This window comes from Flavobacteriales bacterium, from assembly GCA_016700415.1.
Classification (GTDB): Bacteria; Bacteroidota; Bacteroidia; order Flavobacteriales_F; family PHOS-HE28; genus PHOS-HE28.
The window spans coordinates 741702-760330 of sequence record CP065018.1; the positions used below are offsets into that span (position 1 = coordinate 741702).

Consider the following 18629-nt stretch of genomic DNA (forward strand, 5'->3'; position numbering starts at 1 on the left):
ACCGGAGGATCCTAAAAAAGTCAAATGACCACCTTGATATTGGCTGAAATAGTTCTTCAAGGGGCCTCAAAGACCAAGCGCAACGCAGATCCAATACGCCACCGCAGCGATGGCCGCGCTTACCGGAATGGTGATGATCCAAGCCCAAAGCAGGCGGATCGTCACGCCCCAGCGCACGGCGCTGAGCCGCTTGGTGGCCCCCACCCCGATGATGGAGCCTGTGATCGTGTGGGTGGTGCTCACGGGGATGCCCATCTGCTCGGTGAGGTACAGAGTGATGGCCCCGCCGCTCTCGGCGCACACACCTTCCAGCGGCGTCACTTTGGTTATGCGCGTCCCCATGGTCTTGATGATCTTCCAGCCACCGCTCATGGTGCCCAACGCAATAGCGGTATAGCACGCCAAGGGCACCCAAGTGGGCATGTCCTTGAAGTCCTGGATCTCCCCTCCGGCGATCAACGCGGCTGCGATGATGCCCATGACCTTTTGCGCATCGTTGCCACCATGACCGATGCTTATCGCTGCGGACGACAAGAGCTGCAGTCGTTTGAACATCTTGGCCATGCTGAATGCATTGGGAGTTCTGATCTTCTCTACGTAGAGATAGGTGAGAATGAAGATCAGCGAGAACAGCATCATGCCGTAGCGGATGTAACTGTTGTCCCCTTTGGCGATGGCCTTGGTGAGCTTATCTTGATCCAGTGCGGGTGCCACGTCATGAATGATCCGCTTGGCCACGCCTTCCGCACCGATGTTCGGATAGAGTGCCAACAAGGGTGTTGCCTCGTCCAATTGCCGGGAAGCCTCTTCGTAGTCCGCAGTAAAAGCCGGGTCCATCAGCACCTGTTCCTGAAGCGTGTTCACTTGCAACACACCGGCGATGTTGTCCTGCATCTTATTCTCCTGCAGGTGGATGAACAAGAACCAAGTGAAGATGGACGTGAGCACGATGAGGCTCACCCGGTACCAGGTGTTCTCCACTAAGGTGACCAGAGAAACGAACATGCTGATGGCCATGCCCAACAACGGAGCAAGAAAGATGAAGGCGACGATCTTCATGATCATGCCCATCTCCACCACCGATGCGACCGACACTCCGTTCTGTGTGGAAAAGGCATGTGTGAGCGCCGCACCGGCGAAGCCGCCGATCAAGGTGTGGGAGCTGCTGCTGGGGATGCCGTACCACCAGGTGAGCAGGTTCCAGATGATCGCGGCGACCAGTCCGCTGAGGATCACCGGCAGGGTAATGAACTCCTGATGGACGGTTTTGCTGATGGTATTGGCCACCGCGTGGTCCTTGAAGATGAAAAAGGCCGCGAAATTGAACATCGCAGCCCACATCACGGCCTGGAACGGGGTTAGCACCTTGGTACTGACCACCGTGGCGATGGAGTTGGCCGCATCATGGAAGCCGTTGATGTAATCGAACACCAAGGCGAGGATGATGATGACGACCAAGAGGCTCATTCAGTAATGCGGTATGAACAAACCGCAGAGACGCGGAGGCGCGGAGGAATTGCCGGGAACAGTTGGCAGTGGCAGTTGGCAGCGGCCTCGCCACTTACCATTCTCAACACACTTCTCTGCGCCTCAGCGTCTCTGCGGCCAAAAAACAAACCTTGCATTTAAGCGTACTTGAGCATGATCGATTCGATCACGTTCGCCACGTCCTCGCATTTGTCGGTGGCCGATTCCAGCATCATATAGGTATCACGCATCTTGATGACGTGGATGGCATCCTTCTCGTGGGCGAAAAGCTGCTCGATGGCCGCGTCGAAGACCTCGTCAGCCTCGTTCTCCATGCTGTTCACATCGATCACGAACTGGTGGTGGGCGTTGGGTTTGTTCAGGTCGCGAAGATGATGCACGGCCATCTGGACGATCTTCGCCCCTTCGTTCACCAGGCGTGCCAACTCCCGACAGGTCTCATCCGGTTTATTGATGTGGAAAAGCTCCAGATTCTTTGCACTGGCGAGGATGTAGTCCGCCACATCGTCCAAGCTGCCAGCCAAGGAATGAATGTCCTCCCGGTCGATGGGCGTGATGAAGTTCCGCGCCAACTCCTTGAAGATGGTGTGCGTCAGATCATCATTGGCGCGTTCCTGCAAAACCAGCCTTTCCAGCAAGGCGGTGCGATGCGCTCCCGGTTCCGATGCCATGATCAGCATCAGGTCCTCGCTCATCTTCAGCACATTCGCTGCGGAAGCCTCAAAGTGGTGGAAAAACACCCGATCCTTGGGCTTGAACAGGCGGAAGAAGGCTCCTATGAACATGGTGGCTTGCTTGTCGCGGCCAAATGTAGCCGAACCGGACGGGAAAGCTCGACCCAAATTGAACTTAACGCAATGGTAACGCTGAAGGGCCCTGCCCATAGCAGGTTCGGGGCGCTTCACGCTTGTGGACCCTTCACAACACGGTTCGCGCAACCTCCCTAAGTTCGCATACCCTCCTTTACCTTTTCCTCCTTCCACGTTTTCGTGATATTCATCGATCCGACGCCCGACATGACGTACTCCTTCAACGGTTACCGGCCCGTGGTCCATCCCACGGCCTTTGTGCATCCCTTGGCAGCCGTCACCGGCAACGTCATCATTGGCAAGGATGTCTATATCGGACCCGGTGCCGCCTTGCGAGGCGATTGGGGCGAGATCATCGTCGCTGACGGCTGCAACGTGCAAGAGAACTGCACCATTCACATGTTCCCCGGCATCACCGTGCGCTTGGAGGAAAGTGCGCACATCGGCCATGGCGCGATCATCCATGGTGCACACGTGGGGCGTAACTGCATGGTGGGCATGAACGCGGTGCTGATGGACCGTGTTGAACTCGGGGATGAGTGTATTGTAGGAGCCTTGGCTTTCCTTCCAGCGGATTCCGTTTGGGAGCGTAGGAAGGTGATCGTGGGCAATCCGGCACGGGCCGTGAAGGATGTGAGCGATGCGATGATCAAGTGGAAGACCGAGGGCACGAAGCTGTACCAAGGCCTTCCGAAGGAATTGCATGCCACTTTGGAAGCCTGTGAACCCTTGCGCGAGGTCCCAGCGGACCGGCCACCTATCTCGGCGAACTATCGCACTTGGAACGAGACGAAGGAGTGAACGCTGTGCTCTGACCGCCGGATCAACAGGTGGTCGTTCGCCGAATGAACGAAGGCGTGTGCTTCACCTGACCTGTGGCATGGAAATTCGCGGCATCTGTTAGCAGGCCCGTTCCGTGATGCCTGTGACAGTCGCAGGACCGCCCACCAACAAGTGACATGCAGGACGGACTTTACAAGGAATTGGTAGTGGTACTCGCCCTGGCGGTGGGCATCATCCTGCTGTTCCGGCGGCTGAAGATGCCCGGCGTGCTGGGCTTCATCATCGCGGGCATGATCGCTGGGCCGCACATGCTGGGCTGGGTGGACGAGGCCGAGACGGTGAACGAACTGGCGGAGTTCGGTATGGTGTTCCTGCTCTTCGTGATCGGGATGGGCTTCAGCCTGAAGGAGCTCTCGACCATCGGCGTCATGGTGTTCGTCGGGGGAACTTTGCAGGCCCTGTTCACCATTGCGATCACCACGGGTGTCTGTACGCTTTGGGGCATGGGCCTTCCGGCTGCGGTGTTCATCGGCTTTCTGGTCACGCTCAGCAGCACGGCCATCGTGCTGCGGGTACTGCAGGAAAAAGGCCGTTTGGATTCTCCGGTAGGCCGCGTCACCTCGGCGATCCTCATCTTTCAGGACATCCTCGTGGTGCCGATGATGCTGGTGATGCCCATGTTGGCGGGCAAGAGCGGTGATATCGGCGGCGACCTGCTACTGCTGCTCGGCAAGGTGCTGCTGCTCGTCTCGGTGGTCTACGTCAGCGGCCGCTGGGCGGTGCCGCGCCTCCTTCGCATGGTGTCCAAGGGGCGCAACAAGGAACTCTTCATCATCACCGTGGTGCTGTTGTGCTTCGCGGCGGCCTGGGGTACTTCCGCGCTCGGCCTTTCCCTTGCCTTAGGCGCATTTTTCGCCGGACTCATCATCAGCGGCACTGATCAGGTGCATCATGCTTCGGGCATTGTGCAGCCGTTCCATCAGTTGTTCATGAGCTTCTTTTTCGTCAGCATCGGCATGTTGGTGGACCCCGGCTTGTTCGTCTCCACCCCTTTCACCGTGCTCGGACTGGCGTTACTGGTGATGGCCGGCAAGACCTTGGCGGGTTTCCTTGCCGTATGGCTGCTCCGCCGTCCGGTGCGTACGGCCCTACAGTGCGGGCTGGCGCTTTTTCAAGTGGGTGAATTCTCTTTCGTACTGGCGCTTTCCGGGATCGGGTACGGCCTGCTTTCACCGGACCACCACCAGTTGTTCCTTGCCGTTTCCATCATCACCATGGCCGCCACACCGGTGGTGATGGCGCGCTCGAACCGCATCGCGGGTGGCACTTTCAACCACCTCCTGCCACGCACGGGTGAAGCTTTGGACTCCTTGTTGAACGTCGGCTCGGAACCACAGCAGGCCGATCATCCGGGCTTGAACGACCATCTGTTGATCATCGGTTTCGGGTTGAACGGGCAGAACGTGGCGTTGGCCGCGCAAAGCATGAAAGTGCGCTGTGCCGTGGTGGAGGAAGACCCGGACCTGGCCCAGCTGGCGGTGGAGCGCGGGATCCTCACGGTGCAGGGCGATGCTTCCCAAGGCTCCATGTTGGAGAAGGCCCATGCAGGCACGGCACGGATGGTGGTGATTGCGCTTCCGGACGGCCTGCAGTCGAAGCGCGTGGTGGCGAATGTCCGCGCCCATACCAAGGCCCGGCTGGTGGTCCGTTCGCGCTTTGCATCGGATGAGGCCGACCTGTACGCCACCGGGGCTGACGAGGTGATCTCCGAGGACCTGGAGGCCAGCCTTCTGTTGGTGGACCGGGCCTTGCGCGCCTACCAAGCTCCGGAAAATGGGATCCAGGAGGTAAGGGCCCACCTGCGCACGCTACAGCAGAGTGCATTGGAGGACCCCAAGGTTGGCTAGTATGCCATCCGTATATCCTGAACTGTCTTCACCTCCCTTTCTCCCTTCTGCGGCGTTGGAACAATCCGCCGTAGCGACTGCTACGCCGCGCATGTTCCGCCTTGCATAAGGAAGAAATTGAGGCTAATCCTCAGTCCACCAACTTAAGGTTGGCACACTGGGCGCATCCCGCAAACCTGGTTGCGACAGAGATCCGCCCGGGGCTATAACCATCCGTGGCACCACTGCGTATGAACCGGCCATGGACACCCCGCACGGCATGACCGTTACCGATAACCCTCCGTTGCACGTCATGATCGTGGACGATGAGGATGATTACCACCTGATCACACGGTTGATGCTGAAAAAGGCCGGGTTCAAAGGCCGGCTTTCAGCATTCCTGGACCCGCATGAGGCGATGGAGCATCTCCGAAGCAGCAATGAGAAACCCGACCTGCTGCTGGTGGACATCAACATGCCCTCCACCGATGGCTTCGAATTCCTGAAAAATTGCGAGCAGGGAACATTGATCGAGTGCGGCATGACCACCGTTGTGATGTGCTCCAGCAGCAATCGCCCGGTGGACATGGAAATGGCCCGCAATGTCCGTTGTGTCAGAGAATACATCGAGAAGCCCCTCACACCTGAAGAATTCAACCGCATCGCCAACGAGCATGCCCAACGCAACCAAGCTCCGCAGAACCCATGAAAAAGATACTGATCATCGAGGACGAGGCCATCATCTCCTTCGGATACCGCCTGCAATTGGAACAGATGGGGTTCGAGGTGACCGGCAGCGCCTCCAGCACGGCGGAGGCTGAACAATTGATGCAGCAGGAACATCCCGACGCCATCATGATGGACGTCTACCTGAAAGGGGAAAAGACGGGACTGGATCTGGCGCGTGAGATCCGCCATACCGACAAGCTCCCGATCATCTTCCTCACCGCGAGCAACAGGCCGGAGATCGTGGACGGCATCAAGAACCTTGGTGGGTGCCACTACCTTTTGAAGCCGATCGACCCGGACGGGCTGAACCAGGTGCTCCACCGCATCATGCGCGGGGATGCATGACGAACAGGCACCGTTCGACCCGTGCAACGCGCCTTTGCGCGATGAGCGGCTGCACCGGTTCTCCCATGCTTTGAAGAACCGGCTCGGTAGCCTGTGGCAGGCCGCGGCCATGTTGCACGACCTGCCGGAAGGCCCGGAGCGGGCACAGCTACTGGCAATGGCCGAGAAGAACTACTTCAACGGCGCACGTGAACTGGAGGGCCTGATGGACGATTTCTCCGTGCCACGCGGCATTTCCAAGCTGCACCGCGCCCCGGTCGAACTGAAAGGCCTCTTGGAGCAATGCATCGGGAACGTCGCTTTCCGCACAGAGAAAAAGAACCAGCACGTGAGCTTCCAAGCGGACGATGCGATCACCATGGACGGGGATCGGCAAGTTCTGGAACAACTGTTCGAGGCCCTGCTCTCCAACGCCAGCAAATTCTCGCCCAAAGGATCGACCATCGAGGTGACCGCCAAGTGCAACGCTGGCGATGTATTAGTGGAGGTCAAGGACCAAGGCGTTGGTCTCACGGAAGAGGACCTGCAGGAGGTCTTCACGCGCTATGCGATCCTGTCGTCACGGAGCACCGATGGGGAATCCCAGGCCAGAAGCACGTTGGCAAGGGCCAAGCAGTGGGCCGAGGCCCATGGTGGTGACCTGACGGCAGCATGCTCCGGCACCGGAAGAGGGTGCAGCTTCTCCGTACGCCTTCCGAGAGGCTGACCGGCTTATTGGGAACTACTCCGGATTTTGTTCGACGGCAGGGCGTGAAATATGCTTTGCCACACGTTGGCCCCGGCTGTTCATGGCCACATTGAACTCCAGCATGAAGCCCACTGAAAGTTCAGTGAAATCAACCTCCTCCAGGTCGTCGTGCAGGAAGAACACATTGTTGTCCGGGAAGCGGATGAAGCCGTAGCCGTTGTGCAGGCTCATCACCTCGCCGGTGTAGCGTTCATCATCAGGGTAGTCGGACATGCTGACCAAGGGCCTGTCGATATCGTGATCGCGCGGGACCGATTCCTTCAGCACGAACATGTCGCGCACCACTTCGTCGTCATCGCGCAGGCCTTCCTCCACCATGTGGGCCATTTCCAGCGGATAGCTCACCGCGTTCCATAGGTCCGTGCTGGTCTTGGTGGTCTGTTGTTCGCCCGTGGTCTCATCCGTGTATTCAAAATCCCAACCGAGCAACATGGTCTTGCAGCCCAAGGCGTGCAGCTTGCGGACCAGGGGCACGTGGTCCCCGTCACTGGCGATGAGCGCGACCACGTCGTACCGTTTGTGCATGCAGAGCTCGAAGGTCTCCAGCGCCATCAGCACGTCGATGCCCTTTTCCCGCTTGCGGCCCATCAGGTCCTTCACGGGCAGGTAGTGCGTCTGCACGCCGTTGTACATCAACACATCGTCGAACACGCGGTCGTAGTAAAGCTGATTGGTCTTTTCGTTGGCGTCCTTCGCGCTGAACCGGCCCCGGAAGAAGTGGGCATCGATGATGTGGCAGAGGCTCGGGGGCGTTCCCTCCCGTTCGGAGACCATGTGCTTGATGAACTCATGGACCCCGCCGATGTGAAGCCTGCGATGATGCGGATGGACGTAGTTGTAATAGTTGCTCACATGGGTGAAATAACTGCCGTCATAGAAGACGCCCACCTTGAGCGCCGGATTGCGTGGATGATCTGAATTCATGGTCAAATAAATGATCTGGTGGACCGCTAAGGTATTGGCCATCACCTTTTCCGGGATCCGCACTTGACGATATTTCACATGGCCACGGGCGCTTGGCCGCTAACTTTCGGCCATGCGCGCCGCCCTCACCCTGCTGCTGCTCGCCTGTGTAGTGCGGGCGATGCCGCAAACTTCAGGGCTTGACGGACCGCGACCGCTGGTGATCACCGAGGCCGTAGCGCTTCCCCTCTCCAAGGCCCAGATCTATGCCGCTGCGGTGGACGCGTGGGAATTTTCCTTCGGGCAGGAACCCGGTGCAAAGCTCACCGATAGGGACACCTCCAACAACCGGATCGAAGGGGTGGCCCGGGTGAACTACCGCAGTGCCCAGCTCGGGAGCCGGCTGGGGTCGATGGGCGTGATCAACTACAATATCACCATCCAGACGGAAAACGGCCAATGCCAGGTACGGATCAGCCATTTGTCGCATACCGGCAACCGGAACGCCCCCAGTGGAGCGATCGACCTGGGCACGATCTATACGGGGAACCGCCCGGAGGAGCCGGTCCCCGGCGTCAGCAAAGGCTCGGCGGAACGCCTGCATGCGGACATGCGGGCGCAGGCCACGGCTCACATCGGCGATGTGATGAAGCGCTTTTCCTCCGCCATGCGGCGCGCCGCGGGGCCGATGCGGTAACGCTTCCGCGCTTCGCTGCGTTGAACGGGGCATAACTAAGCACCCGTGAAAACCTCCATCTGGCGTTTCATTCCCTTGGCGGCCGTGGCCCTGGCCGCCCTGTTCACCGTTTGGGACCTCGGCCTGATGTCCCGTACGGCGACGATCCAGCACCGACTGGACCAGCAGGTGGCACTGCTGGACGGCCTTGGCAGGGTGAACGCTTCGATCGACGAACTCGTACAAGCCCATGCCTATGACATCCGTTACGCCGGGCGTGACTGGACAGGCCAATTGGCGAGCACCCGGGCCGTGACGGCCAGCGAGCTCCATGGCATGGATGAAGCATTCGGCATCGCCGGGCTTAAGACCCGGCTGGCCCGTGACCTGGCCGCATGCGATTCGCTGCACTGGGAGGCCGAACGCAACAGGAACGAACCCCAAGCGGCTGAAATGAGCAATGCGGTGTTCAGCCTGATGGCGCAGCGCGCACGTGGCCATGTGGAGAACACCGTGCGCGCCGTGCAACAGGACGGGTTGGGCAAGGAGACCGTGGCCCTGAGCGGCCAATGGAGCGAAGCCCAATGGCTCCTCGGCCTGGCCAGCCTTTTCGCCATGATCTGCGCCGTGTTGGTGGGTTATGTGGCCAAGCTGCTCGCCCGCACCCACGAGCGCTCCGAACTGCTCGCACGCACCGGCGCGGAGCTGGAGCGCAGCAACCGGGACCTGCGCGAAACGATGCTGAGCAAAGAGGAAAAGGAGGTGATGCTGAAGGAGATCCACCACCGGGTGAAGAACAACCTGCAGATCGTCCGCAGCCTGATCCGCTTCCAGACCGACAAGGTGAGCGACCCACGCACCATGGAGCTCTTCAATGAATGCGTGAACCGCGTGGGCGCCATGGCCTTGGTGCATGAGCAGACCTACATGAGCAAGGACCTCGCGAACATCGACGTGGGCAACTACCTCAACAGCCTGATCCGCGACCTCGTCTCCGCCTACAACATCCGCCTGAAGCTCCACATGGACGTGGACATCCAGGTGAAGACCTTGGGCGTGGACACGCTCACCCCGCTCGGGCTGCTGCTCAACGAGGTGATCAGCAACAGCTTCAAGCACGCCTTCACCGGACGCGAGGAAGGCACCATCATCGTACACCTCAGCGGCACCGAGGAAGGCGGCCTCCACCTCCGCGTGGGCGACGACGGCGTGGGCATCCCCGACCATGGCAAATGGGAAAAGCCGAACAGTTTAGGCATGGAACTGATCCAGACCTTGGCCGGACAATTGAACGGCACCATGGACCTGCAACCCGGACCGGGCATGGTCTACGAGCTGCGATCGGCGCCGGAGGCGGAGGTGCGCAGGCGGGCGTGAGCTACTCCACCACCATGCTCCCACTACAAGACACCGCTGCCGTAAGTCTTCCCGGCCAACCAAGCCTTGCGTTCCAACATGACCAGCTGGGGCGACTTGTGGAAGATGTACAAAGCGTTCATCCATGCTTCTTCGTGAAGTCTTCGGACTTCCCACCGCTGCCGTAAGTCCTCCCGGCCAACCAAACTCTGCGTTCCAACATGAACAGATGGGGCGACTTGTGGAAGATGTACAAAGCGTTCATCCATGCTTCTTCGTGAAGTCTTCGGACTTCCCACCGCTGCCGTAAGTCCTCCCGGCCAACCAAACTCTGCGTTCCAACATGAACAGCCGGGGCGACTTGTGGAAGATGTACAAAGCGGTCATCCATGCTTCTTCGTGAAGTCTTCGGACTTCACCCGAAGAGGTCCGATCACCGAATGTACATCACACACGTGCTTGGCACCTCAGCGAGCATCCCTCTTTCAGCGTCATCTGTTTTCCATCTTCCCCGCGGATACCGGTTCTTTGCACCATGTCTTCACCCCAACGCCTTCGCCAGGCTTCGGCGTTTCAAGCGAAAAAGATCCTCCTCGTCTGCCTCGGCAACATCTGCCGCTCGCCCATGGCGGAAGGGCTGCTGCGCGAAATGGCCAAGCAGCGCGGGCTGGACATCCAGACCGATTCCGCAGGCACGGGCAATTCACACCTGGGCCAAGCACCGGACCCGCGTGCACAGGCGGAGATGCGCAAGCATGGTATGGACATCAGCGACCTTCGCGCCCGGCTCTTCACCCGTGCGGATTTCGAGCGCTTCGACCTGCTGCTGGCGATGGACCGCTACAACCTGAAGGACATGCAGCGGCTCTCCCCTTCCGACAGTCACGCTGCGAAAGCCCGCCTGATGTTGGACTGGTCGTCGGACCGGCCCGGCAGCGACGTGCCCGACCCGTGGTTCGGCGGCAGCGAAGGCTTCGGGCCTGTACACGATATGCTGCAGGAGGCGATGGACGCACTGCTTGACGAGATCGAACATGAAGGCTGAAGGCGCGCTCTACCTATTGCCCGTGTGGCTCGGCGATGAAGGTGGCACGGAGCTGCTGCCACCGGCGAACATCGCCATCGCGGAGCACGTGAAGCTCTTCTTCTGCGAGAACGAGCGCACCGCCCGCCGGATGCTGCGCAGGATGTCGAAGACCATCGACCTTGATGCGATCGAGCTGCATCTGTTGAACAAGGACAGCACTGCGGCGGAGATCACGGAATTCGGGATCCTGCTGGGCACACGCGATGCGGCGATCATCAGCGAGGCGGGCATGCCCTGCATCGCGGACCCCGGGGCGCGCTTGGTGGCCGAAGCCCATCGGCGCGGCATTTCCGTGGTGCCGCTCACCGGGCCATCCTCGCTCCTGCTGGCCTTGGCGGCCTCGGGCATGAACGGGCAGCACTTCACCTTCCACGGATACCTGCCCCGGGAGACCGCGCAGCGCAAGCAGCAGATCAAAAAGCTGGAGCAAGAAGCCCAGCGCACGGGCGGCGCCCAGCTTTTCATTGAGACGCCCTATCGCAACGACGCCCTGCTCGCGGACCTGCTTTCCACCTGTACGGGCAACAGCCGGCTTTGCTTGGCCATCGACCTGGAACAGCCCGGTGGCAGCGCCATCACCCGAAGCGTAGCAGCTTGGCGCAAGTCCGTGCCCGCCTTGGGTAAGCGGCCTTGTGTCTTTATCCTGAGCGGTGAAGGTTAGCCTCGGGCAAGGTGTTACGGATAGCAGCGGGCGGTTCCGCCTACCTTTCACCCGTTACATCGATCGGCACCACGCTAGGACCATTCTGTCTCATCCTATCGGTCGACCCACTGGGTCGACGCTACGGATGCTGGCACCATCCTCCGCTGGTAGCCGCATCTTCAATTCTTGCCTCACCATCGCATGATCGCACTTCCGCTGAACACCGATCCCGGTTATATCGAGCCACAGGTGGTGGGTCGCATGGACCGTTTCTTCCTTCGGCTGATCAACGACAAGCGCGATCTGCCGTTCGTCCACCTCATCCGAAAGGTCAGCTTCAGCATCGTGCCTTTGGCCGTGCTGCTCTTCCTGCCTTTCGTCACGGGCTGGGCTTGGATAGCCATTGCCGCGGTCTATCTGTTCGTGAACAACGTGACCTACAAAGGACCCTTCGGCCTGATGCTGCATTGCTCCAGCCACCGGCCCTTGTTCCGCACACAGTACGGTGCGCTGAACTACCTGATCCCCTGGGTGCTCGCCCCGTTCTTCGGCCAATCGCCGGAGACCTACTTCGCACACCACATCGGCATGCACCACGTGGAGAACAACATGGAGGAGGACGAGAGCAGCACCATGCCCTACCAGCGTGATTCCGGGGCGCACTTCACCCGCTACTTCCTCACCTTCCTCTTCACCGGCATCTATACGCTGGCGGTGTACCACTTCACCAAGCGCAGCAAAAAACTGGGCTGGCGCACGGTGCGCGGGGAAATGCTCTTCATCGCCTTCTGCACCGCACTCTGCTTCGTGAACTGGCAGGCCACGCTGGTGGTCTTCATCCTGCCCTTCCTCGCCTTCCGCTTGGTGGCCATGGCAGGCAACTGGGTGCAGCACACCTTCATCTGCCCGGAGCAGCCAGCGAACGACTACCGCAACAGCATCACCTGCATCAACGTGAAGTTCAATCACAAGTGCTGGAACGACGGCTACCACATCAGCCATCACATCAACCCCACCCTGCACTGGACGGAGCATCCCACGTACTTCCGTGAGCATCTGGACGAGTTCGCCCAGAACCGCTCGGTGGTCTTCGCCGGGCTGAATTTCCTGGACATTTTCATCCTGCTGATGCGCAAGCGCTACGACACCTTGGCGGACCATTTCGTCAACGTGGGCGGTGTGTTCAAGGATGACGCGGAGGTGATCGCCCACCTGAGGCATCGCATGGCGCCGGTCCCTTTCCCAAAGGCTGAAGGGGTGGCCTTGGCGGCGTAGTCGGAGGGTTGTTGACCAGCTATTCCATTCAACACTGGCGGGTCGCAAATGGACTTAATGGACCGGGATGGACGGGCCAAAGGCACCCGTCCATCCCAGCCCATTGGCTACCTGCCCGCACCGTTGACTTGTCTTATCCCCACTTCATTTCGCCTCTCCATGAGCGGGCCTGGCCGGGCAAGGAATAGTTTTACGCATTGAAAGAGCAATGCCAATCTAAAAATGGCTGTCACATTCAGGCTCCGGCCGTGGACATTGGACGACCTGCCCGCATTGGTGAAGCACGCCAATGACCCTTCGGTGGCGGAGAACCTCACGGACGCATTCCCGCATCCATACACTTCGGAACACGGCAAGGCTTTTCTCCAACGCTTCATGGCGCAAGACCCGCCACTGGTGTTGGCCATTGATGTGGGCGGCGAGGCTGTGGGGGCGGTGGGTGTACACCCCCAAAGCGACGTGTACCGCCGCAATGCCGAGTTAGGCTACTGGATCGCCAAAGAGCACCGCGGCAAAGGCATCATGACCGATGCCATACGGCAGGCCACGGCCCGTGCGTTCGAGCTGTTGCCTGCCATCCACCGGGTGTTCGCCCGGCCTTACGGCCGCAACACAGCCTCGCAACGCGTCCTCGAAAAAGCGGGATTCACACTGGAAGTACGGCTTGTCGGCACTTTCCTGAAGAACGGCCGCGTGGAGGATGAGTTGATCTACGCCGTGCGAAGAAGCTAAAACCCAGCCGCCGACATGGGCCCATCCACGAAGCTCACCGCCATCAAGGTCCTGCACACCGCGATCTGGATCTTCTTCAACATCGTGATCTTCTATCTGCTCTATGCCGTGTTCGCCGACCGCATCGACCGCTGGTTCTGGACCGGCTTGGGGATTGTGGGGTTGGAAGTGCTGGCCCTGCTCCTCTTCCGCTGGTCCTGCCCGTTGACCGTGGTGGCCCGCCGGTATTCGGGATCCGACAAGGCCAATTTCGACATCTACCTCCCGCTCTGGTTGGCGCAATACAATAAGGAGATCTACACGGTGATCATGGCGGTGGTGCTGCTGGGGATGGCGTGGCGGTTGGCGGGCTGAACGGTGATGCCATTAAGCTTGGCCTGCCTTCTGGCCATTCACCCTTGGGGTACGCCAATGGACTTTAACCGACCCGGATGAACGGGCCGATGGTGCCCGTCCAGAACCGCGAGTTCCTTATCGGACAGTTCCAGAAGTTCGAACACGGGCGGAATGCCGCGTGAGGGATGCCGGCAAGCAGCCCACAAGGCGGAAAGACAACCCAATATCGCCTTGGCCGTCTTAGGGTCGGCCATGCGTATTTTGCTTGGCCCACAGTCCTACTTTTGTTTGGCACCCAAGTTCCACCACTTGACCGCACCAATGAGAACATCACTACTCCTCACCTTCCTCGCTGCGTACCTGCAGGCGAACGCTGTAACGGTCTACATCTACGCGAACGTTCAACCGCTCTGTTCGATCGCCACCGGGAGCTTGTCCGCCTACGCGAGTGGAGGAGTTGGGCCATACACGTACTTGTGGAGCCCGGGCGGGGAAACCACGGCGGACATCAACGGCCTACTGCCCGGCACGTATTCCGTAACGGTGACCGATCTTAATAGCGACCAGGCCACCGACCAGATCGACCTCACGGCCCAAGGTTACGCGCTCACCACCTCCGCCATCAATCACTCGGGATTGTGCAATGGATCGTGGACCGTGTCTTTCTCCCCGAATGGCGGTCCATTCATTTTTGGGCCACCTCCGTATTACGTGGACGGGCAGATGATGGAGGTAACGCCGGACGGGGTGTATTTCAAGCATTTCGAAAGTCCCGAAAGCCAGTTCTATGGGCAATTCGTTCCGTTGCCCTTTGAGGACGGGAACGGTTGCACCGGCACGATGAGTGCCTACTGTGGCTGGCCGCTGGAATTGCCGGAAGTGACCGTGCTGGACGTGCAGGGCAGCTGTTCCGGTGGCAACAACGGCAGCATCACCTATTCTGTCGGCGAGGAGGGGCACCAACAGGAAGTTGATTACGGCGTAGACTATCCGGACGGGACGAGATCCGGTAGCGGAACATTGACGCAAACCGCTACAGGCCTTGCATCCGGTGACCACTGGATCATCCTGCGCGGTGGGGCCTACATCACGCAATCCGGTTTCGGTTGTTATGATTCCCTCCTGGTGAACGTGCCGGACCTCGGCAACAGTTGTGGAAATGTGAGCGGCAATGTATACATGGACTACGATGCGGATTGTACCGCGCAAGCAGGTGAAACCCGAGTGCCGGGCGCCTTGCTGGAGGTGCTTCCCGGCCCCTATTATGCGTTCTCCAATTCACACGGGAACTATTCATTGAACCTTCCGATCGGCAATTTCACCGTGCAGCAACTTGGCTCCACCGTTGCGGAGCATTGCTTCGGCGCACCGATCCCGTTCAATATCACGGGGATCATTACCGGTGTTGATCTGGCTGATACCAGCCTTGTGGCCTTGGATGCAAAGATCACCGGGGAGCACAGCCCCGCGCGGCCCGGCTTCCCGTTCATGTTGGGACTAAGGCTAACGAACCTCACACCCGCCGCCACCGGCAACACCTCCACCGTGTTCACCTTCGATCCTGCATTCAGTTTTGTGAGCTCGGAACCCGCAGGAACCGTTGTGGGGAACACCATTACTTGGGACCAAAATTCATTGGGTGCTTTCGAGCAGCGCTACCTAACGGTGTATTTGCAGGTTGCGCCGGATATCAACCTGCTTGGTACCACCTTGGTCAATACGGCCACGGTCACCACGGCGAACACCGATGCGGATCCCACCAACAACACCGTGCAATTGCCCGTGACGATCACGGGGGCATACGACCCGAATGAGAAGGTCGCGACCACTTCCACCCGGTCAAGCACTGACCTGTACTACCTCGACCTTGATGAATGGGTCGACTACACCATCCGCTTCCAGAACACGGGCACGGACACCGCCTTTAACGTGGTGATCACCGACACCATCCCGCTGGAACTCGACCTGGGCACGTTGGAGCTCGGGGCTTCATCGCATGTCGATTCGGTCTCGATCACGGAAGGCCATGTGTTGCGCTGGGCGTTCGACAACATCCAATTGCCGGACAGCAACGTGAATGAATTGAAGAGCCACGGTTTCGTCTCCTTCCGGATACGGCCCCGCCTGCCGCTCACGGCCGGCACCGCGATCAGCAACACCGCCAACATCTTCTTCGACTTCAACCCGCCGGTGATCACCGACCCGAGCGTGTTGACGGCTGAATTCAGCACGGGCATCACTGGCCGCAGCCTGCCGGAAGGCTTGTTGCTCTCCCCTGTCCCGGTGCGCGACGTGCTCCATTTCACCAGTACACAAGAACTCATCAGAGTGAAGGTGGTCGCAACGGACGGTAGGCTCGTATTGCAGCAGCCGGTTCAAGGGAAGAGCGGCGACCTGCACATTTCGGGCCTGAAAGCCGGGATGTATGTGCTCATTGGCAGCCATGGTGATGGCAGCACCACCCGCCAACGGTTCGTGAAGGAATAGTGCCAAGTCCGCTTTGGACCGCGGCAGCATTTTCAACGCAAGCAGTTGTCCATTCAACGGAGGGCTGGCCAATGGACTTTATTGGACTCGGATGGACGGATGCCATCGGCCCGTCCATCCGAGTCCATTGGAGTCCATTAACAACCTGTGGCCACGGTTAACTTCGCCACCAATGCAACTACACAACTACATCGCCGGCCAGTGGGTTGCCGGTACCGGCAAACAAGCCGAACTCACGGATGCCAGCACCGGCGAACTCATCGCCACCACCAGCAGCGGCGGACTCGATTTTGGTGCCATGCTCCACTACGCCCGTGAGGTCGGCGGCCCTCCCCTGCGCAAAATGACCTTCCCGGAACGCGGGCTTATGCTGAAGACACTCGCCATGTACCTTATGGATCGCAAGGACGAGTTCTACCAAGTGAGCTACAAGACCGGCGCCACCAAGGCCGATAGCTGGGTGGATATCGAAGGCGGCATCGGCAATGTGTTCGCCAATGCGAGCTTGCGGAAACAGCTCGGCAACATGCCCTTCTATGTGGACGGTCCGCCCGTGCTCACCAGCCGCACCGGCACTTTCATGGGCCACCACATCATGGTGCCAAAGGAAGGCGTCGCGGTACACATCAACGCGTTCAACTTCCCTATTTGGGGCATGCTGGAAAAGTGCGCCGTGAACTGGATGGCCGGGATGCCCGCGGTGGTGAAACCCGCCACCGTCACCAGTTTCCTTACCGAGAGCATGGTGAAGGCCATCATCGAAAGCAAGATCCTGCCCGAAGGCGCGTTGCAACTCATCGTCGGTTCCGCCGGTGATCTGTTGGATCATGTCGAGAGCCAGGATGTCGTCACCTTCACCGGTAGCGCCACCACGGGCCAAATGCTTAAAGCACACCCGCGCATCATCGCCGAGAGCGTGCCCTTCAACATGGAGGCCGATAGTTTGAACAGCATCGTGCTCGGTCCCGATGCCACCCCGGATACCGACGAGTTCACGCTCTTCATTAAGGAAGTGGGCAAGGAAATGACGCTGAAGTGCGGCCAGCGCTGCACCGGCGCGCGGCGCATCATGGTGCCCGAGAACTTGGTGGAGGATGTGCAGATCGCCTTGGGCAAACGCCTCGGCGGCACCGTGATCGGCGACCCGCGTGCCGAAGGTGCCATGCCTGACGGCAGGCAGGTGCGCATTACTATGGGTGCCCTCGCCGGACCTACGCAACTGCGCGAAGTGCGCGAGCAGCTCGCCAAGCTGATGGAAGGCAGCGAACTGGTGTACGGCGATCCCGAACACGTGAACGTGAGCGGTGCCGATGCCGACAAGGGTGCCTTCATGAGCCCCATCCTGCTGCTGAACAGCGACCCGTGGAAGAACCAACAGTGCCACAACATCGAAGCCTTCGGACCGGTGAGCACGCTGATGCCCTACACCGACATCGACGAGGCCGTGGCCCTTACCAAGCTCGGCAAGGGCAGCCTCTGCGCCAGCATCGCCACGTACGATGACAAGGTGGCGCAGCAATTCGTGTGGGGCGCCGCCAGCCACCACGGCCGCATGCTCGTGATCAACCGCGACATGGCGAAGGAGAACACCGGCCACGGTTCGCCACTGGCCACACTGGTACACGGCGGTCCCGGACGTGCCGGTGGCGGCGAGGAGATGGGCGGCAAGCGTGGCGTGCTGCACTACCTGCAACGCACCGCCATCCAAGGCAGCCCCACCACCATCACCGCGCTAACGCAGCAATACCAGCAGGGTGCCAAGCCCACCATCACCAAAAAGCATCCCTTCCGCATGCACTTCGAAGAGCTGCACGTGGGCGATACCCTCCTCACCGAAAAACACTTGGTGACGCTGGACGACATCGACAACTTCGCGGACCTCAGCGGCGACAAGTTCTACGCCCACATGGATGCCGATGCCCTCGACGGCACCGTCTTCACCGGTCGCGTGGCGCACGGCTATTTCATCCTATCGCGTGCTGCGGGCTTGTTCGTTGATCCGCCGAAAGGGCCCGTGCTGCTCAACTACGGCATCGAGGAAGCGCGCTTCACCAAGCCTGTTTATCCGGGTTCTACCATCCAAGTGAAGTTCACCGTGAAGGAAAAGGTGGACCAGGAGAAGAAGCCCAAGACCGCCGACTCACCCAAGGGCTCGGACATCGCCACGGGCATCGTGAAGTTCCTGGTGGATGTGGTGGATGAGACCGGCGAGACCGTGGCCATTGCTACGATCTTGACGATGGTGAGGAAGTTGGATCAAGAATGAACAAACTCGCTTTCATCGGCATCCTCCTCTCACTCGTAGCCTGTCATCAACCTGCGCCTACAAGCATTTCATTTTTCCAA

The 18629-nt window shown here is 59.6% G+C and carries 17 protein-coding genes; 14 read left to right on the top strand and 3 right to left on the bottom strand.

From position 1 onward, the window contains the following. Positions 1 to 66: 66 nt before the first annotated feature. Together IPP95_02975 and IPP95_02980 are read right to left on the bottom strand one after the other, a co-directional pair. A complete protein-coding gene (locus IPP95_02975) occupies positions 67 to 1467 on the bottom strand; it encodes an inorganic phosphate transporter (GenBank protein QQS73210.1) in 1401 nt (466 codons plus the stop codon). A gap of 158 nt (positions 1468 to 1625) precedes the next feature. Next, positions 1626 to 2273, bottom strand: coding sequence for a DUF47 family protein (locus IPP95_02980; protein ID QQS73211.1), 648 nt, complete (start codon positions 2271 to 2273; stop codon positions 1626 to 1628). Between the two features lie 231 nt (positions 2274 to 2504). Here IPP95_02980 and IPP95_02985 point away from each other — a divergent pair, with 231 nt between their 5' ends. From IPP95_02985 to IPP95_03005, 5 genes are all read left to right on the top strand, one after another. Further along, positions 2505 to 3098, top strand: a complete 594-nt coding sequence (locus tag IPP95_02985) for a transferase hexapeptide repeat family protein (GenBank protein QQS74179.1) — start codon at positions 2505 to 2507, stop codon at positions 3096 to 3098. 158 nt (positions 3099 to 3256) lie between these two features. Beyond that, on the top strand, positions 3257 to 4987 hold the full coding sequence (locus IPP95_02990) for a cation:proton antiporter (protein ID QQS73212.1): 1731 nt from the start codon (positions 3257 to 3259) through the stop codon (positions 4985 to 4987). 241 nt (positions 4988 to 5228) lie between these two features. Next, positions 5229 to 5675: a response regulator gene (locus IPP95_02995; GenBank protein QQS73213.1), complete on the top strand. Its 447-nt coding sequence runs from the start codon at positions 5229 to 5231 to the stop codon at positions 5673 to 5675. Further along, positions 5672 to 6040: a response regulator gene (locus IPP95_03000; GenBank protein ID QQS73214.1), complete on the top strand. Its 369-nt coding sequence runs from the start codon at positions 5672 to 5674 to the stop codon at positions 6038 to 6040. Before IPP95_02995 ends, IPP95_03000 begins: the two co-directional genes overlap by 4 nt. Beyond that, a complete protein-coding gene (locus IPP95_03005; GenBank protein ID QQS73215.1) occupies positions 6033 to 6746 on the top strand; it encodes a HAMP domain-containing histidine kinase in 714 nt (237 codons plus the stop codon). The genes IPP95_03000 and IPP95_03005 overlap by 8 nt, the downstream gene beginning before the upstream one ends. Positions 6747 to 6761: 15 nt before the next feature. Here the strand turns inward: IPP95_03005 and IPP95_03010 are convergent, their stop codons facing one another. Next, positions 6762 to 7712: an NYN domain-containing protein gene (locus IPP95_03010; GenBank protein ID QQS73216.1), complete on the bottom strand. Its 951-nt coding sequence runs from the start codon at positions 7710 to 7712 to the stop codon at positions 6762 to 6764. A gap of 112 nt (positions 7713 to 7824) precedes the next feature. Between IPP95_03010 and IPP95_03015 the strand changes: the two genes are divergently transcribed. The 9 genes from IPP95_03015 (at position 7825) to paaZ (ending at position 18549) form a co-directional block, all read left to right on the top strand. Next, positions 7825 to 8388 carry a hypothetical protein gene (locus IPP95_03015; protein QQS73217.1) on the top strand — a complete coding sequence of 188 codons (564 nt, stop codon included), beginning with the start codon at positions 7825 to 7827 and terminating at the stop codon, positions 8386 to 8388. A 45-nt stretch (positions 8389 to 8433) separates the two neighbouring features. Continuing rightward, the gene (locus tag IPP95_03020; GenBank protein ID QQS73218.1) at positions 8434 to 9744 is read left to right on the top strand and encodes a sensor histidine kinase; all 1311 of its coding nucleotides are present in this window, start codon (positions 8434 to 8436) and stop codon (positions 9742 to 9744) included. A 514-nt stretch (positions 9745 to 10258) separates the two neighbouring features. Further along, positions 10259 to 10768 carry a low molecular weight phosphotyrosine protein phosphatase gene (locus IPP95_03025; GenBank protein ID QQS73219.1) on the top strand — a complete coding sequence of 170 codons (510 nt, stop codon included), beginning with the start codon at positions 10259 to 10261 and terminating at the stop codon, positions 10766 to 10768. Next, complete coding sequence (locus IPP95_03030) at positions 10758 to 11471, top strand: SAM-dependent methyltransferase (GenBank protein QQS73220.1); 714 nt, start codon at positions 10758 to 10760, stop codon at positions 11469 to 11471. The genes IPP95_03025 and IPP95_03030 overlap by 11 nt, the downstream gene beginning before the upstream one ends. 183 nt (positions 11472 to 11654) lie before the next feature. Next, positions 11655 to 12728, top strand: coding sequence for a fatty acid desaturase (locus IPP95_03035; GenBank protein QQS73221.1), 1074 nt, complete (start codon positions 11655 to 11657; stop codon positions 12726 to 12728). A 222-nt stretch (positions 12729 to 12950) separates the two neighbouring features. Next, positions 12951 to 13460, top strand: a complete 510-nt coding sequence (locus IPP95_03040; GenBank protein QQS73222.1) for a GNAT family N-acetyltransferase — start codon at positions 12951 to 12953, stop codon at positions 13458 to 13460. 15 nt (positions 13461 to 13475) lie between these two features. After that, entirely contained in the window at positions 13476 to 13814 is a 339-nt protein-coding gene (locus IPP95_03045) for a hypothetical protein (GenBank protein ID QQS73223.1), read from the top strand. Between the two features lie 303 nt (positions 13815 to 14117). After that, positions 14118 to 16283, top strand: a complete 2166-nt coding sequence (locus IPP95_03050) for a T9SS type A sorting domain-containing protein (protein QQS73224.1) — start codon at positions 14118 to 14120, stop codon at positions 16281 to 16283. A gap of 172 nt (positions 16284 to 16455) precedes the next feature. Beyond that, positions 16456 to 18549 carry a phenylacetic acid degradation bifunctional protein PaaZ gene (gene paaZ, locus IPP95_03055; GenBank protein QQS73225.1) on the top strand — a complete coding sequence of 698 codons (2094 nt, stop codon included), beginning with the start codon at positions 16456 to 16458 and terminating at the stop codon, positions 18547 to 18549. Positions 18550 to 18629 lie beyond the last annotated feature (80 nt).

Coding starts and splice junctions, on each gene's coding strand:
- IPP95_03015 (QQS73217.1), top strand. CDS start 7,825: ATGCGCGCCGCCCTCACCCTGCTGCTGCTCGCCTGTGTAGTGCGGGCG.
- IPP95_02975 (QQS73210.1), bottom strand. CDS start 1,467: ATGAGCCTCTTGGTCGTCATCATCATCCTCGCCTTGGTGTTCGATTAC.
- IPP95_03045 (QQS73223.1), top strand. CDS start 13,476: ATGGGCCCATCCACGAAGCTCACCGCCATCAAGGTCCTGCACACCGCG.
- IPP95_03050 (QQS73224.1), top strand. CDS start 14,118: ATGAGAACATCACTACTCCTCACCTTCCTCGCTGCGTACCTGCAGGCG.
- IPP95_02995 (QQS73213.1), top strand. CDS start 5,229: ATGGACACCCCGCACGGCATGACCGTTACCGATAACCCTCCGTTGCAC.
- IPP95_03000 (QQS73214.1), top strand. CDS start 5,672: ATGAAAAAGATACTGATCATCGAGGACGAGGCCATCATCTCCTTCGGA.
- IPP95_02990 (QQS73212.1), top strand. CDS start 3,257: ATGCAGGACGGACTTTACAAGGAATTGGTAGTGGTACTCGCCCTGGCG.
- IPP95_02980 (QQS73211.1), bottom strand. CDS start 2,273: ATGTTCATAGGAGCCTTCTTCCGCCTGTTCAAGCCCAAGGATCGGGTG.
- IPP95_03030 (QQS73220.1), top strand. CDS start 10,758: ATGAAGGCTGAAGGCGCGCTCTACCTATTGCCCGTGTGGCTCGGCGAT.
- paaZ (QQS73225.1), top strand. CDS start 16,456: ATGCAACTACACAACTACATCGCCGGCCAGTGGGTTGCCGGTACCGGC.
- IPP95_03025 (QQS73219.1), top strand. CDS start 10,259: ATGTCTTCACCCCAACGCCTTCGCCAGGCTTCGGCGTTTCAAGCGAAA.
- IPP95_03040 (QQS73222.1), top strand. CDS start 12,951: ATGGCTGTCACATTCAGGCTCCGGCCGTGGACATTGGACGACCTGCCC.
- IPP95_03005 (QQS73215.1), top strand. CDS start 6,033: ATGCATGACGAACAGGCACCGTTCGACCCGTGCAACGCGCCTTTGCGC.
- IPP95_03010 (QQS73216.1), bottom strand. CDS start 7,712: ATGAATTCAGATCATCCACGCAATCCGGCGCTCAAGGTGGGCGTCTTC.
- IPP95_03035 (QQS73221.1), top strand. CDS start 11,655: ATGATCGCACTTCCGCTGAACACCGATCCCGGTTATATCGAGCCACAG.
- IPP95_02985 (QQS74179.1), top strand. CDS start 2,505: ATGACGTACTCCTTCAACGGTTACCGGCCCGTGGTCCATCCCACGGCC.